This window comes from Microbacterium murale (assembly GCF_030815955.1).
GTDB classification, from domain to species: Bacteria; Actinomycetota; Actinomycetes; order Actinomycetales; family Microbacteriaceae; genus Microbacterium; species Microbacterium murale_A.
The window spans coordinates 3,635,630-3,649,987 of the sequence record NZ_JAUSXK010000001.1 but is presented as its reverse complement, the minus strand read 5'-3'; the positions used below and the strand labels follow the sequence as shown (position 1 = coordinate 3,649,987).

The window sequence follows — 14,358 nt, the reverse complement described above, 5'->3', positions numbered from 1 at the left end:
AGCAGCTCAAGACAGGCGTCAGCGTTGCAGGCCGACCTCTACGAGCTCGGTGATGAGGTCGCGGTAGCTCAGACCCGAGGCGACCCAGCACTTCGGGAACATGGAGATCGGCGTGAAGCCCGGCATCGTGTTGAGCTCGTTGACGACGAGGTCGCCGTCACGGGTGACGAAGAAGTCCACCCGTGCCAGCCCTCGGCCGTCGACAGCCTCGAACGCGCGTACAGCGGCATCGCGCAGCCGCTCGATGAGCGCGTCATCGACATCCGCCGGGCACACGATTTCCACGCCGTCGCCGCCGAGGTACTTGCCCTCGAAATCGTAGAAGCTGCGAGACGTGAGGACGACTTCGCCGGGAAGCGACGCCCGTGCTGCCTCGCCGGCACGACCGGCGAGCACGCCGACCTCGATCTCACGACCGTCGACCTTCGATTCGACGAGCACCTTCTCGTCTTCAGCGAAGGCGATGCGCATCGCCTCATCCAGGCCATCGCCGTCGACGACACACGACACGCCGACGCTCGATCCTGCGCTCGCCGGCTTGACGAACACCACGGATCCCAGAGCCGCGATGTCCGCACGGAACCGAGCCGCGTCGGCCTCCCACTGCGCACGACGGATCGTGATGCCAGGTGACACGGCGATACCGGCCGCGGAGAGCGCGAGCTTCGTGTAGTGCTTGTCGAGGCAGATCGCCGAGTCGAGGATGCCGCATCCCGCGTACGGCACGTCGAGCACGTCGAAGAAGCCCTGGATGGCGCCGTCTTCGCCGTGCAGCCCGTGCAGGAGCGGAAGCACGACATCGATCGCGCCGAGACCTGTCACGGATCCATCGGTCTGGGTCACCCGCAGAGTCCGATCGCCACCGGGCTCGGGCCACAGCACGCGGGTGCCGTTGTCCACGACAGTGGGGAGGTTCTCGGCATCCAGAGCGAACTTGTCCGGACGATCCTCTTCGAGGACGAACGCACCCTCACGTGTGATCCCGATCGGGATCACGTCGTAGCGGTCGCGGTCAATCGCGTGCAGCACCCCGCCCGCCGTCGCGGAGCTGATGGAATGCTCGCTGGAACGCCCTCCGAAGAGCACCACCACCGTCTGCTTGTCCATGATTGGTTCTCTCCTCCTGGGGAGTGTCGTCGTCGGTTGTCAGGTGCGGTGCGATGTCACGGGGATTCATCGTCCCGTCCAGCACCATCTTCACCTGCTCGACGATGGGCATGTGCACATCGGACTCTCGGGCCAGTTGCAGGATCGGCGCCACGGACGCCAGCCCCTCTGCGGTCTGGTTCATCTGCTTCACGACATCCTGATAGCTGTATCCCTGGCCGAGCAGTCGACCCGCCGTGTTATTCCGACTGAGCGGCGACTGGCAGGTGGCGATCAGGTCGCCGAGGCCAGCAAGGCCCTGCAGGGTCTCGGACTGTGCGCCGTTCGCCACTGCGAAGTCCGTCATCTCGACAAGACCGCGCGTGATGATCGAGGCCTTCGTGTTCTCGCCATAGCCGACGCCGTCGACGATGCCGATCGCGACGGCGATGAGGTTCTTCAGCACGCCGCCGAACTCGGTGCCGATCACGTCGGTGTTCACGAACGTGCGGAAGTAGGTGTTGCGGGCCGCCCGGGCGACCGTCTCGGCCGTCTCCTGGTTGAGAGAAGCGATCACCGCCGCCGTCGGCTGCTCTCGCGCGATCTCGAGCGCGAGGTTCGGCCCGGATGCCACCGCGATCCGCATCGGGTCGCAACGAAGCTCCTGCTCGATCACCTGGCTCATGCGCAGGCCGCTGGATCGTTCGACGCCCTTCATCAGACTGATGATGGGCACCTCACGGTCGGAGAGCAGCGGACGAACCGCCTTGAGGTTCTCACGCAGCGACTGGCTCGGAACCGACAGATAGACCTGATCCGCACCGTCGAGCGCTGTGGACAGCTCGTGCGTGGCCGTGATCGTACGCGGCAGATTGATGCCGGGAAGGTACTTCGAGTTGCGTTTGCCCTCTGCGATCTCGAGTGCCTGTTCCGGCCTGCGAGCCCACATGGTCACGTGGGCACCACCGTCGGCGAGGATCTTCCCGAAGGTCGTTCCCCAGCTCCCGGCTCCGATGACGGTGACGCGGGGTCCGACCGGCGCTGAGTTTTTACGAGTCAAGGCGTCCGGTCTCCTTCTGGCCGTGCTCGGCCGGATTCCAGCGCGTCGCAGGTGCCTTCTCCCCGCGCAGCTCTTCGAGCAAAGCGGTGATCGCGTTCATCAGCCGATTGGTGGCCTCGTTCAGCGCCGCCTGCTCCCCCGCACGGCCGCTCAGATCAGAGATGTCGACAGGGTCGCCGAAGAGCACCTGAACACGCTTGCGCGGTGGCCAGAGGCTCAGCCCCTTCTCGTACCTGCCCATGATGTGCTGAGTGCCCCACTGCGCCACCGGGATGAGCGGGATGCCGCCGGCCAGGGCGAGCCGCACTGCACCGGACTTCCCGCGCATCGGCCACAGGTCGGGATCCCGGGTGAGCGTGCCTTCCGGGTAGACGATCACGCCGCGCTCGTTCGCCACAAGAGCTCGCGATTGCTCGATGGTCTGCTTCGCCGCCGCCGCAGAGGTCGCCCTTGCAACCGGCACCATCCCCATCTTGCGCATCAGCCAGCCGAAGACCGGCACGCGGAACAGGCTCTCCTTCGCCATGAAACGCGGCGCACGCCCGAGCCGCCACACGGCCGCTGCGACGATGAGCGGGTCGAACTCCGAGTAATGGTTCGGCGCGAGCACGAACGCGCCCTTGGCCGGCAGCTTCTCCTTGTTCCGGATCTCGATCTTCGCCAGATAGCCGACCGCCGGCACGACGATCGCCGCGAGCGGCCAGAACGGACTCGGGCGGGACTTCTCGGGTGACCGGGAGCCCATCGCTGTCACCGGACGACGTCGAAGTCGGCGCCGAGGGCGTCGAGCTTCGCGAGGAACTTCTCGTAACCGCGGCTGAGGATGTCAACGCCGGACACCTGCGATTCGCCCTCCGCCGTGAGCGCGGCGATGACGTGGCTGTAGCCGCCACGCAGGTCCGGTACGACGATGTCAGCGGCGTGCAGTGGCGTCGGGCCGGTGATGACCGCTGCCTGCTCCAGTTCGCGGCGCGGCACACGGCGCGGGCCGTCCTGAAGTCCGTGCGGGTGCACCACGATGTCGGCGCCCATCTTCACGAGTGCATCGGTGAAGCCCATCCGGTTCTCGTACACCGTCTCGTGCACGACCGAGCGTCCCTTCGCCTGCGTGAGAGCGACGACGAGCGGCTGCTGCCAGTCAGTCATGAATCCGGGGTGCACGTCGGTCTCCACGACCACGGGCTGCAGCTCACCACCGCGACGGAAGAGGATGCCGTCCTCCTTCACGTCGAACCAGCCGCCTGCCTTGCGGAAGACGTTGAGGAAGGTCAGCATCTCCTGCTGCTTGGCGCCGCCGACGAAGATCTCGCCGTCGGTCGCGAGCGCAGCAGAAGCCCAGGACGCCGCCTCGTTGCGATCGAAGATCGAACGGTGATCGTAGCCGCGCAGCGTCTCCACGCCCTCGATGAGGATCACGCGGTTGGGCTCGTACGAGATGATCGCGCCCATCTTCTGCAGCACCGCGATGAGATCCATGATCTCGGGCTCGATGGCCGCGTTGCGCAGCTCGGTGGTGCCCTCGGCACGCACGGCGGTCAGCAGCACCTGCTCGGTGGCGCCCACGCTCGGGTACGGAAGGTGGATGTTCGCGCCGTGCAGGCGTCCGCCCTGCGTCGACAGCCTGATGCCACTGGGAAGCTTCTCCACGATGGCGCCGAACTTGCGAAGTGCATCGAGGTGGAAGTCGATCGGTCGGTCGCCGATGCGGCAGCCGCCGAGGTCCGGGATGAATGCCTGACCCAGGCGGTGCAGCAGCGGGCCGCAGAACAGGATCGGGATGCGCGACGCACCAGCGTGCGCGTCGATCTCCTCCATGTGCGCTGATTCCACATCGCTGGGGTCGAGGACCAGCGAGCCGACCTCATCGCCTTCGCTGACACGAACGCCGTGCACTTCGAGCAGTGAGCGCACGACGGCGACATCGCTGATGCCGGGCACGTCTCGCAGGATGCTGGTGTCCTCGCCGAGGAGAGAAGCGACCATCGCCTTCGTGGCGAGGTTCTTCGCACCCTTCACATCGACGCGGCCGCGCAGCGGCCGTCCACCTCGGATTGCCAGCACATCTCCGGTCAAAGCAGGAACTCCCTCTGGAAGCTCAGCGCGCACGGTTGTCGTCATTCGAGGAGCCTCACTTCATGGTCATGGACGCGGCATCTGCCGCTGGAGCGGATGCTCCAGGCTCACGATGTGCTCGGTGTCAGCGGACAGGGAGCGTACGTGGCCGCCACGACTCGCGGCGGGCCTCGAACTGCGCGATCTTGTCTTCGTTGCGCAGCGTGAGCCCGATGTCATCGAGCCCTTCAAGGAGCCGCCATCTAGTGTAATCGTCGATCTCGATGGCGGCTCGGAGATCGCCGATAGCGGCGGTGCGCGCCTCGAGGTCGACTGTGATCTCCGCCCCTGGATTCGCGTCGATCTCCGCCCAGATTCCGTCGAGATCGGCTTCGGAGATGGTCGCGGCGAGCAGGCCCTGCTTGCCCGAGTTGCCGCGGAAGATGTCACCGAATCGCGTGCTCAGGACGACCTTGAAGCCGAAATCGCGCAACGCCCAGACCGCGTGCTCCCGACTGGACCCGGTACCGAAATCCGGTCCGGCGACGAGCACGGATGCGCCGTGGAAAGCAGGCTGGTTCAGCACGAACTCCGGGTCCTGCCGCCACGCGTGGAACAGCGCGTCCTCGAAGCCGGTCTTCGTGACCCGCTTCAGGAAGACCGCGGGGATGATCTGATCCGTGTCGACGTTCGAGCGCTTCATCGGGGCGGCGATGCCGGTGTGAGTGGTGAACTTCTCCATGATCAGGCTCCTACCAGTTCGCGGGCGGATTCCAGGTCGCTCGGGCTCGACAGCGTGCCGCGCACGGCGGTCGCCGCCGCGACCAGCGGCGAGACGAGGTGGGTTCGACCGCCCTTGCCCTGGCGCCCTTCGAAGTTGCGGTTCGACGTGGATGCGCAGCGCTCCCCCGGTGCCAACTGATCCGGATTCATACCCAGGCACATCGAGCAGCCGGCGAAGCGCCACTCCGCGCCGAAGTCCTTGACGATCTGGTCGATGCCCTCGGCCTCTGCCTCGAGCCGCACCCGAGCAGACCCCGGGACAACCATGACACGCACGCCTTCGGCCTTCTTGCGCCCCTTGATGACCGATGCGAACGCGCGCAGGTCCTCGATGCGGCTGTTCGTGCACGATCCCATGAAAACGGCATCCACCGGCACCTCCTTGAGAGGCGTTCCCGGTGCGAGATCCATGTACTGCAGCGCACGCTCTGCGGCGACGCGCTCGTTCGGGTCCGCGATGTCGGCCGGATCCGGCACCGAAGAGGAGAGCGAGGTGCCCTGTCCCGGGTTGGTGCCCCACGTCACGAACGGTTCGAGCTCATTCGCATCGATCAGGACCTCGGCGTCGAACGTCGCGCCCTCGTCGGTGGGCAGTGTGCGCCAGTAGGCGACGGCATCCTCCCAGTCCTGTCCCTCTGGTGCATGCGCACGCCCCTTGAGGTAGGCGAAGGTCGTGTCGTCGGGCGCGACCATCCCCGCGCGGGCGCCCGCCTCGATCGACATGTTGCAGATCGTCATGCGCCCCTCCATCGAGAGGGCACGGATGGCGCTGCCGCGGAACTCGAGCACATAGCCCTGTCCGCCGCCGGTGCCGATCTTCGCGATCACGGCGAGGATGATGTCCTTCGCGCTCACGCCGGGCTTGAGCTCGCCCTCGACGGTGATCGCCATGGTCTTGAACGGCTTGAGCGGCAGCGTCTGGGTCGCCATGACGTGCTCGACCTCGCTGGTGCCGATGCCGAATGCCATCGCTCCGAACGCGCCGTGCGTCGAGGTGTGCGAGTCACCGCACACGACGGTGATGCCGGGCATGGTGAGACCCAGTTGGGGCCCGACGACGTGCACGATGCCCTGTTCCGCGTCACCCAGGGAGTGGATGCGCACACCGAACTCCTCGGCATTGCGCCGCAGCGTCTCGATCTGGGTACGGCTGGTGAGGTCGGCGATCGGCTTGTCGATCTCGAGCGTCGGCGTGTTGTGGTCTTCGGTGGCGATCGTCAGATCGACTCTGCGCAGCGGTCGTCCTTCGGTGCGAAGTCCGTCGAACGCCTGCGGGCTCGTCACCTCGTGCACCAGGTGCAGATCGATGTAGATCAGGTCGGGTTCGCCGTTCTCGCCCTTCACGACGAGATGGTCATCCCAGACCTTCTCGGCGAGTGTGCGAGGAGTCGAAGAGGCGGTGGGGGCAGCTGAGATCATGTTGTACTCTCCAGAAGTCGGTGGTCGGCCACACTGGACTCCGCGACGAGGAAGGCCTAGTTCGAGCTCTCGTCGCGGCCACTAAGGAGAAGGAACACCCGCCGCATGCCGGTCAGTTTACACCGCAGCGACGGGTGGTCCGCGCGTCGACGTCACGAAGCGACGCCGACGATCCTCACTCGCTCAGAGCCGCCCGCTTCTCCCGCGACGACGAGATGAGGCTGGCGATGGTCGCGACGGCCATGGACGCGAAGATCACACCGAGCGACACCCAGTTGTTGATGTCCGGCGCCCACTCGATCGGGTGTCCGCCGTTGATGAACGGCAGTTCGTTCTCGTGCATGGCGTGCAGGATGAGCTTCACTCCGATGAAGCCGAGGATGAACGCGACGCCGTAGTGCAGGTACTTGAGCTTCTCGAGCAGGTCGCCGAGCAGGAAGTAGAGCTGACGTAGTCCCATCAGGGCGAACAGGTTCGCGGTGAAGACGATGAACGGATCCTGGGTGACGCCGAAGATGGCAGGGATCGAGTCGACCGCGAACATCAGGTCCGTCACGCCGAGCGAGACGAACACGATGAGCATCGGCGTCCAGATCTTCTTGCCGTTGACGACGGTGCGGATCTTCGATCCGTCGTAATCGTCGCTGATGTCGATGCCACGACGGAGCATCCGGATGATGAAGTTCTCGGTCTGCTCGTCCTCTTCGTGCTTGTCTGGCATCGCCTGACGGATCGCGGTGAAGACGAGGAACGCACCGAACAGGTAGAAGATCGGACTCAGATGCTCGACTGCGGCTCCGACGATGAGGATGAAGACCGCGCGGAGGATCAGCGCGATGATGATGCCCACCATCAGCGCTTCCTGCTGATAGCGGCGCGGCACCGAGAACTGAGTCATGATCAACACGAACACGAACAGGTTGTCGATGGAGAGGCTGTACTCCATCGCCCAGCCGGTGAGGAAGTCCAGCGAGGTCTTCGCGTCGCCGATGAAGAACAGCACCACAGCGAAGATCAAGGCGAGCGTCACATAGAACGCGACCCAGAGGCTGGATTCCTTCGTGGATGGGATGTGCGGGCGCTTCAGGATGAGAAGCAGGTCAGCGATGAGGATGACGGTCAGGACCACCAGCGAGGTGATCTCGAACCACACGGGGATGTTCAACGGTGCACAGCACCTTTCGAGAGAGGTCGGGAATAGGCCGAAAGTCTCTCCCCCGCACTGACGTGCGTCACGCGCCCGGAGCAGCATTCTTGATGCTCGTGATGACGATCGCGTGAAATTCGGGATACTCCCTCTCGCGAACTCAATGTTAGCGGAGCTTTTGAGACGTGGTGAAATAGTCGACGTGACTCCGCCTTCTCAGCCAGAACTGACCACGCCCGGCACTGCACCGCTCGAGACCGCCCCCCGTAATCCGTGGGCGCGTTCGATCGGCTCACTGATCTTCGTCAGCCGCTGGCTGCAGGCGCCGCTGTACATCGGGCTCATCGTCGCGCAGCTCGTGTACGTCATCGTCTTCATGGTGGAGCTGTATCACCTCATCGTCGATGACGTGATCGGCGGAATCACCCATATCAACGAGGCGACGATCATGCTCAGCGTGCTGGGGCTGATCGATGTCGTCATGATCGCCAACCTGCTGATCATGGTGATCATTGGCGGCTACGAGACCTTCGTCTCCCGCATCAACACCGACGGTCACCCGGATCAACCGGAGTGGCTCTCGCACGTCAACGCGAACGTGCTCAAGGTCAAACTCGCGATGGCGATCATCGGCATCTCCTCGATCCACCTGCTCAAGACGTTCATCGCCGTCGGGAACATGGACGAGGACGGTGTCCGGTCGGACGCGGTGGGCGCCAGCTACACCCCGACCGGAGTGTTCTGGCAGGTGGTGATCCACATGGTGTTCATCGTCTCCGCGCTGGCGCTGGCGTGGATCGACCGGATGTCGCAGCAGACACTCGCCGCGGCGCACGCGGAGAAGAGCTGATCGGGGCGACGACTGCGCCGAAGCCCCACCGCGGCTCGTAGCGCACCGCTCCCGCGTGCTCCCCTGCTCGTCGAGCGACACCTGAGCTCGTGCCGAGACCTCGATCCGCGCATGTGTCAATCCCCTCCTCTGCGGCAACGATCTCCACGCACGCTGGCGTCATCATCCCGATGACGAAGGAGAAGACGAATGTCCACGCACGATGAGCACGAGATCCCCCTCCCCGGCAGCCCTGCATCGCACGCACCACGGCAGGACGAACCGCGCGACGGCCAGGTGCTCCCGCCGAAGCCCGATCAAACCGGACCGGAGGTGCGTACGCCGACGGGTGCACCCAGTGCCGACCCTCAGGAGGCCGTCGCCCAGCAGGGCGACCGACTCACGACGGCGCAGGGTACGCGGTTGCGCGAGACCGACCATTCGCTCACCGCGGGCCCGCGGGGCCCGGTCCTCCTCCAGGATCACCACCTCCGCGAGAAGATCACGCACTTCGACCACGAGCGGATCCCGGAACGCGCCGTCCACGCGCGCGGCGCTGCCGCCCACGGCCGCTTCGAGTCGAACGGCCGAGGATCGTCGATCAGCCGAGCTGGTTTCCTGCGCCCCGGTGTCGTGACGCCGGTGTTCGTGCGCTTCTCGACCGTACTCGGCTCGCGCGGCTCGGCCGACACCGTACGCGACACCCGTGGCTTCGCGACGAAGTTCTACACCGAGGAAGGCGTCTACGATCTCGTCGGAAACAACATCCCGGTCTTCTTCATCCAGGACGCGATCAAGTTCCCGGACGTGATCCATGCCGGGAAGCCCCATCCCGATCGCGAGATCCCCCAGGCGCAATCCGCGCACGACACGTTCTGGGACTTCGTCTCGCTGCACACGGAGGCGCAGCACCACACGATCTGGAACATGTCCGATCGTGGGATTCCTCGCTCCTACCGCATGATGCAGGGATTCGGAATCCACACCTTCCGGATGATCGACGATGCGGATGGAACGGTGCTCGTGAAGTTCCACTGGCGTCCGCGACTGGGCACCCACGGCCTCACCTGGGAGGAGGCGCAGCTGCTCGCGGGCAAGGACCCGGACTTCCACCGCCGCGATCTCGCCGACGCCATCGAGTCCGGTGCGTTCCCGCAGTGGGACCTCGCCGTGCAGGTCTTCCCAGACGACGAGGATCAGATGTTCGAGGGGATCGACCTGCTCGATCCCACCAAGATCGTCCCCGAGGAACTCGCCCCGCTGCAGGTGCTCGGCACGATGACGCTCGACCGCAACCCGATGAACTACTTCGCGGAGACCGAGCAGGTGGCGTTTCACCCCGGACACCTCGTTCCCGGCGTCGATGTGACGAACGACCCCCTTCTGCAAGGTCGGTTGTTCTCGTACATCGACACGCAGATCACGCGTCTGGGCGGGCCGAACTTCGCCCAGCTGCCGATCAATCGACCGCACGCTGCCGTGAATGACATGCTGCGCGACGGCGTGCATCAATCGGCCGTGCACGGGGGCGTCGCGCCGTATCACCCGAACTCGTTGGATGGCGGATGTCCATTCCTCGCGGGTGCCGGCGAGGACGCATTCATCGATATTCCCGTTCCCGTCGGTGAGAGCCGCGTTCAGCGCGCAGCGCCCGCCAGCTTCGACGACCACTTCTCGCAGGTGAGGCTGTTCTTCCGCAGCCTCACCGGCGTCGAGCAGCAGCACATCATCGATGCCTACGCGTTCGAGCTCGGCAAATGCTACGAGCAGGCGATCAAAGAACGTCAGCTGCAGCATCTTGCAGACATCGACGAGACCCTGTGCGCCGGTGTGGCTGCACGCCTCGGACTGCCGGCGCCCGCCGCGTCGATCGAGCTCCCCGATGTCGAACCGAGTCCCGCGCTACGGATGGTGGGCGGAGAATGGCCCATCGATGGCCGTGTGGTCGGAATCGTCGCGAGTCCCGACTCAGACGAAGCGGACCTCGTCGCAGTCCGGACGAGGCTGCATGACGCCGGCGTACTGCCTTTCGTGATCGCTCCGACGGGCGGCATGATCGGGGGCGTTCCGGTCCAGCGCAGCTTCGACACGGCGACGAGTGTCGAGCTCGACGGCGTCATCGTTCTCGCAGCGACGGACGACCGACGTGCGCTCGCCCTGCTCGACGAGGCATTCCGGCACGGCAAGGGAATAGGGGTCGAGGACGACGCTGTGAGCATCTTCGGCTCCGTCTCCTTCGGTGCAGAGGACGAAGGTGTATCGACGGGCAGCGCGCCTGTCCTTGCGGATGCCCTGCTCGGGTTGCTCCCTGGCCACCGCGTGTGGGAAAGAATGGCGAGCCTGCCCGCGTGAACGCTCACCGACCGGTCAGTTGAGGAACTCGGACGCGAGAGCGAATGACATCTGAGACGATGGGACATCTCCTGACACTTCTCTGGTGAGAGACACCGAACGGAGCAGGATGTCCGAGCTAGTCGAAGACCACGCGCAATCCGAGGACCAGGCCTGGGTGGCGCGCGCCGCATCAGGTGACGAGAGCGCGTTCCGCGCGCTCTATCGTGCACACGTTCGCCCGGTCTACTGGATCGCCCATGGCATCCTCCGATCTGCGGTCGATGCGGAGGACGTGACCCAGGAGACGTTCGTCGTCGCCTGGCGAAAGCTCCCTGGTCTGCAGCTCGTCGGCTCGTCGATCGTGCCATGGCTGGCGACGATCTGCCGTTTCCAAGCGGCGAATCGTCTTCGCCAGCGACGGCGTGATCAGGCGCACACGACGGATGCCGCGGACGAGAGCCTCGCCGACACGGTGAGCGTCGAGGAGCAGATCATCTCCACCGCGCTCGCGGAGCGGATCGCCGCCGAGATCGGCACGCTGAGCGTGCTCGATCAGGAGGTCTTCCGGCTGTGCGCGACAGAAGGCTATGCGTATCAGGCCGCGGCGGATGAGCTCGGGATCAGCCATGGTGTCGTTCGGAACCGTCTCTCAAGGGTGCGCACGCAGTTGCGGAGCGCTGTCGAGGAAGAAGCGAGAGACGCATGAACGATCAGACCCCCACGGGCTCATCCGAGGAGCTGCCCGAACTCCCTGAGCTGTCTCAGGCGACCATCGACCGCATCGAGCACGACGTGTTCGCGGATATCGCGCGCGAACGGTCTCCCGAGCACGTTCCGGTACGCAAGAAGAGCAGGCGTCGCGGATGGCTGACGGGCGTAGGGATCGCCGCCGCATTCGTCGCCGGAGTCCTCATCACACCGCCGCTGCTCAACACTGTCGGAGTGTCGACCGCGGAGGGCGGCGGAAGCGTCGTCGGCCTGGCAGACCGCTCGGGCAGCGACATGGCTGTACCGGAGAGCGCTGACGCATCTTCATCGATGATCGCGGGCGCGGAGGCCGACAGCGCAGATCGCGAGATCATCGCGACCGCACAGGCCACAGTGCGAGTGGACGATGTCGAGGCGGCCGTCGATGCGATCGCCGAGCTCGCGGAGTCGCACGGCGGATTCGTCGAGAGCACAGACGTCTCCGCCGAGCCGATGACCACGGATATGAGCCTCCCGGAGCAGCCGGCCGGTGGCTACGGCTGGATCAGCATCCGGGTGCCGTCCGCCGACCTCACCGGCGTCATCGACGAGCTCGCCGACACCGGAGCGGTGGTGTCGTCGTCGCTGTCCAAGCAGGACGTCACTTCGACCGCGATCGATCTGCGGGCCCGGGTGGAGGCGACCAGCGCCTCAGTCGCACGCCTCACCGAGCTGATGTCGCAGTCCGGCAGCGTCTCCGAGCTGATCGAAGCCGAGATCGCACTGACGGATCGGCAGGCACAGCTCGAATCGTATGAGCAGCAGCTCGCCGCGCTCGAAGACCAGGTCGCGATGTCTTCGCTGCAGGTGCAGCTCATCCCGGAGGCAGCAGCGACGACACCGGAGCCCGATGGATTCGGCGCAGGGCTTCTCGCCGGATGGAACGGGCTGATCGTGTCGCTGAACGCGCTCGTGATCACGGTCGGCTTCCTGCTCCCCTGGCTCGTCATCGCCGGCGCGGTCTTCGTCGTGATCTGGTTGGTCCGGCGCCGCCGTCGCGACCGCGCTCCTCGCCAGAATCCCTGATTTTCCGCGGTATACAAGAAGTCTTGTGAAGATCGGCGACCACTCGTAGCGTTGACGGCATGGAAGAGATCCAGGCCATCACCGCCGTGCACCACCCGGTGCGCCGGCGAATCGTCGACTACCTCGGTCTTTACGGCGCGAGCCAGGTCACCACCCTGGCTCGCGCACTCGAGCAGCAGGTCGGCAGCATCAGCCATCATCTGCGGATGCTCGAGCGTGCCGGCATCGTGGAGCGCGCGGACGCACCGGACGACGACAAGCGGACGAGCTGGTGGAAACCCGCGCGGCGCAGTTTGACGTGGTCGACCGACGATTTCGAGGACTCGCCGTCGAACGCTCTTCTGGCGCGCGAGGCCGAGCGAACGAACATCTCCACGCAGCTGCAGCGGCTGAAAGCGTGGCACGTCGGCAAGCCGCAGCGCGCAGAGGCCGAGTGGTCACGCGCCGCGTTCAGCACGGACACGTTCACCTGGGCGAGCGCGGAAGAGCTCGCCCAGCTCTCGAACGCCCTGCGCGAGACGATCGACGCCTGGCGCACCGGGATCGATCTGGACGACGGTGTCGAGCGTCGCCCGGTGTTCGTGTTCGCGCACGGATTCCCGACGACGCCATGAGCATGGCAGAACCCACGCTACTGAGGGAGCCGCCCCGCTTCTCGCGGGACATCTCGGTCCACGCGTGGATCGTCGTCAAGGCGCTGTCGGATGCTGGTGACGCGATCTGGACGATCGCGCTCGCGTGGACCGCAGTGCAGATCACATCTCCGGCGATCGCGGGAGTGATCGTCGCCGCGGGAACGATACCCCGCGCAGCGATACTGCTCTTCGGCGGAGTGCTCGCCGATCGCGCCAATGCCCGCCACGTCATGATCGTGTTCAACGCACTGCGAGTTGCGGTGCTGGTGTTCGTCGCGCTGTGGGTTCTGGCGACCCCTCCCTCTGTGCTGGTTCTGCTGCTCGCCGCCATCGCATTCGGCGTCTGCGATGCGTTCTACGAGCCATCGGCAGCGACGATCGGCCGACAGCTGGTGCACACGTCGGATCTGCCTGCGTACAGCGCCGTGATGCAGACCGCGACACGACTCGGCACCATGGGTGGTTCGGCGATCGGCGGATTCCTCGTCGCCTACACCGGGCTCGGCGGAAGCGCGTCACTCAATGCGCTCACGTTCACCCTGGTGATCGCTTTCATAGCGATCTTCCTGCGACCACGCTTCGCTCTGGCCCGAGCGGCACGCGAGTCTGCGCTGCGCGGCATCCAGCACGGATTCGCTCACCTGCGGGATGCCCCGACCACGCGCACGCTCGTCATCGCTCTGTCCGGGCTGAATCTCGCGGTCGGGCCGGCGACGGGGATCGGCATCGCGCTGCGTGCACACGACGAAGGGTGGGGCGCGCAGGCGGTGGGACTCTTCGAGGCGCTGATCGGCCTCGGCGCAGCGCTCGGTGCGATCTCGGTCGCCCGATGGCGCCCGAGACACGAGGCTCGTGGTGGCTTCTGGGCGCTCGTCGTGCAGGGCGCCGGGATCATCTTGATCGGTGTGGGGCCGGCGTGGTCAGCCGCGATCGGATGCTTCGTCATAGGTCTGACCGCCGGCTTCGCCTCCGTTTTGCTCGGCGCCACGTTCGCCGCGACCATCGATACGGCGTACCTGGGACGGATGAGCTCGATCACACGACTGGGCGACGATGTCCTGATGCCGTTGGCGATGGCGGCCTTCGGTGCACTGGCATCCGTCACTGCGACGTGGGTGCCCTTCACCGTGTTCGGAGGCGCACTCATGCTCATGATGTGGTTCCCGCTGCGCAACGGGCAACTCCGGCAGATGGCGCTGCGCGATCACGTCAGTTCTCAGGGGTGATAGCGACCCATCGG

Annotated in this window: 13 protein-coding genes; 6 read left to right on the top strand and 7 right to left on the bottom strand. The window is 65.6% G+C overall.

Annotated elements, in window-relative coordinates:
* Positions 1–18: 18 nt before the first annotated feature.
* From QFZ46_RS17600 to QFZ46_RS17570, 7 genes are all read right to left on the bottom strand, one after another.
* Positions 19–1,107, bottom strand: a complete 1,089-nt coding sequence (locus QFZ46_RS17600; protein ID WP_307363531.1) for a D-alanine--D-alanine ligase family protein — start codon at positions 1,105–1,107, stop codon at positions 19–21.
* Positions 1,013–2,146 (bottom strand): NAD(P)H-dependent glycerol-3-phosphate dehydrogenase, encoded by a 1,134-nt coding sequence (locus QFZ46_RS17595; RefSeq protein ID WP_307363528.1) that lies wholly within the window; start codon positions 2,144–2,146, stop codon positions 1,013–1,015. Before QFZ46_RS17595 ends, QFZ46_RS17600 begins: the two co-directional genes overlap by 95 nt.
* Positions 2,136–2,891: a lysophospholipid acyltransferase family protein gene (locus QFZ46_RS17590; RefSeq protein WP_307363526.1), complete on the bottom strand. Its 756-nt coding sequence runs from the start codon at positions 2,889–2,891 to the stop codon at positions 2,136–2,138. The genes QFZ46_RS17595 and QFZ46_RS17590 overlap by 11 nt, the downstream gene beginning before the upstream one ends.
* A 5-nt stretch (positions 2,892–2,896) precedes the next feature.
* Positions 2,897–4,264 carry a UDP-N-acetylglucosamine 1-carboxyvinyltransferase gene (gene murA / locus QFZ46_RS17585; RefSeq protein WP_307363524.1) on the bottom strand — a complete coding sequence of 456 codons (1,368 nt, stop codon included), beginning with the start codon at positions 4,262–4,264 and terminating at the stop codon, positions 2,897–2,899.
* 79 nt (positions 4,265–4,343) lie between these two features.
* The gene (gene leuD, locus QFZ46_RS17580; RefSeq protein WP_307363522.1) at positions 4,344–4,940 is read right to left on the bottom strand and encodes a 3-isopropylmalate dehydratase small subunit; all 597 of its coding nucleotides are present in this window, start codon (positions 4,938–4,940) and stop codon (positions 4,344–4,346) included.
* 2 nt (positions 4,941–4,942) lie between these two features.
* Positions 4,943–6,400 (bottom strand): 3-isopropylmalate dehydratase large subunit, encoded by a 1,458-nt coding sequence (leuC, locus tag QFZ46_RS17575; RefSeq protein WP_307363520.1) that lies wholly within the window; start codon positions 6,398–6,400, stop codon positions 4,943–4,945.
* Between the two features lie 175 nt (positions 6,401–6,575).
* Positions 6,576–7,565 (bottom strand): TerC/Alx family metal homeostasis membrane protein, encoded by a 990-nt coding sequence (locus QFZ46_RS17570; protein WP_307363518.1) that lies wholly within the window; start codon positions 7,563–7,565, stop codon positions 6,576–6,578.
* Positions 7,566–7,749: 184 nt separating this feature from the next.
* On the opposite strand from QFZ46_RS17570, the gene QFZ46_RS17565 reads away from it, so the two are divergent.
* The 6 genes from QFZ46_RS17565 to QFZ46_RS17540 all read left to right on the top strand — a co-directional run bounded on the left by QFZ46_RS17565 (position 7,750) and on the right by QFZ46_RS17540 (position 14,344).
* On the top strand, positions 7,750–8,397 hold the full coding sequence (locus tag QFZ46_RS17565) for a TIGR00645 family protein (RefSeq protein WP_307363516.1): 648 nt from the start codon (positions 7,750–7,752) through the stop codon (positions 8,395–8,397).
* Positions 8,398–8,586: 189 nt separating this feature from the next.
* Positions 8,587–10,728 carry a catalase gene (locus QFZ46_RS17560; protein ID WP_307363514.1) on the top strand — a complete coding sequence of 714 codons (2,142 nt, stop codon included), beginning with the start codon at positions 8,587–8,589 and terminating at the stop codon, positions 10,726–10,728.
* Positions 10,729–10,837: 109 nt separating this feature from the next.
* Positions 10,838–11,416 (top strand): RNA polymerase sigma factor, encoded by a 579-nt coding sequence (locus tag QFZ46_RS17555; protein WP_307363512.1) that lies wholly within the window; start codon positions 10,838–10,840, stop codon positions 11,414–11,416.
* The gene (locus QFZ46_RS17550) at positions 11,413–12,483 is read left to right on the top strand and encodes a DUF4349 domain-containing protein (RefSeq protein ID WP_307363510.1); all 1,071 of its coding nucleotides are present in this window, start codon (positions 11,413–11,415) and stop codon (positions 12,481–12,483) included. The genes QFZ46_RS17555 and QFZ46_RS17550 overlap by 4 nt, the downstream gene beginning before the upstream one ends.
* 59 nt (positions 12,484–12,542) lie before the next feature.
* Positions 12,543–13,097 carry a winged helix-turn-helix domain-containing protein gene (locus tag QFZ46_RS17545; RefSeq protein WP_307363508.1) on the top strand — a complete coding sequence of 185 codons (555 nt, stop codon included), beginning with the start codon at positions 12,543–12,545 and terminating at the stop codon, positions 13,095–13,097.
* Between the two features lie 2 nt (positions 13,098–13,099).
* Positions 13,100–14,344, top strand: coding sequence for an MFS transporter (locus tag QFZ46_RS17540; protein ID WP_307363506.1), 1,245 nt, complete (start codon positions 13,100–13,102; stop codon positions 14,342–14,344).
* Positions 14,345–14,358 lie beyond the last annotated feature (14 nt).

Excerpts from the sequence above, each read along its gene's own strand:
- QFZ46_RS17600 (WP_307363531.1), bottom strand. The coding sequence starts at position 1,107 with ATGGACAAGCAGACGGTGGTGGTGCTCTTCGGAGGGCGTTCCAGCGAG.
- QFZ46_RS17590 (WP_307363526.1), bottom strand. The coding sequence starts at position 2,891 with ATGGGCTCCCGGTCACCCGAGAAGTCCCGCCCGAGTCCGTTCTGGCCG.
- murA (WP_307363524.1), bottom strand. The coding sequence starts at position 4,264 with ATGACGACAACCGTGCGCGCTGAGCTTCCAGAGGGAGTTCCTGCTTTG.
- leuD (WP_307363522.1), bottom strand. The coding sequence starts at position 4,940 with ATGGAGAAGTTCACCACTCACACCGGCATCGCCGCCCCGATGAAGCGC.
- leuC (WP_307363520.1), bottom strand. The coding sequence starts at position 6,400 with ATGATCTCAGCTGCCCCCACCGCCTCTTCGACTCCTCGCACACTCGCC.
- QFZ46_RS17560 (WP_307363514.1), top strand. The coding sequence starts at position 8,587 with ATGTCCACGCACGATGAGCACGAGATCCCCCTCCCCGGCAGCCCTGCA.
- QFZ46_RS17555 (WP_307363512.1), top strand. The coding sequence starts at position 10,838 with ATGTCCGAGCTAGTCGAAGACCACGCGCAATCCGAGGACCAGGCCTGG.
- QFZ46_RS17550 (WP_307363510.1), top strand. The coding sequence starts at position 11,413 with ATGAACGATCAGACCCCCACGGGCTCATCCGAGGAGCTGCCCGAACTC.
- QFZ46_RS17545 (WP_307363508.1), top strand. The coding sequence starts at position 12,543 with ATGGAAGAGATCCAGGCCATCACCGCCGTGCACCACCCGGTGCGCCGG.
- QFZ46_RS17540 (WP_307363506.1), top strand. The coding sequence starts at position 13,100 with ATGGCAGAACCCACGCTACTGAGGGAGCCGCCCCGCTTCTCGCGGGAC.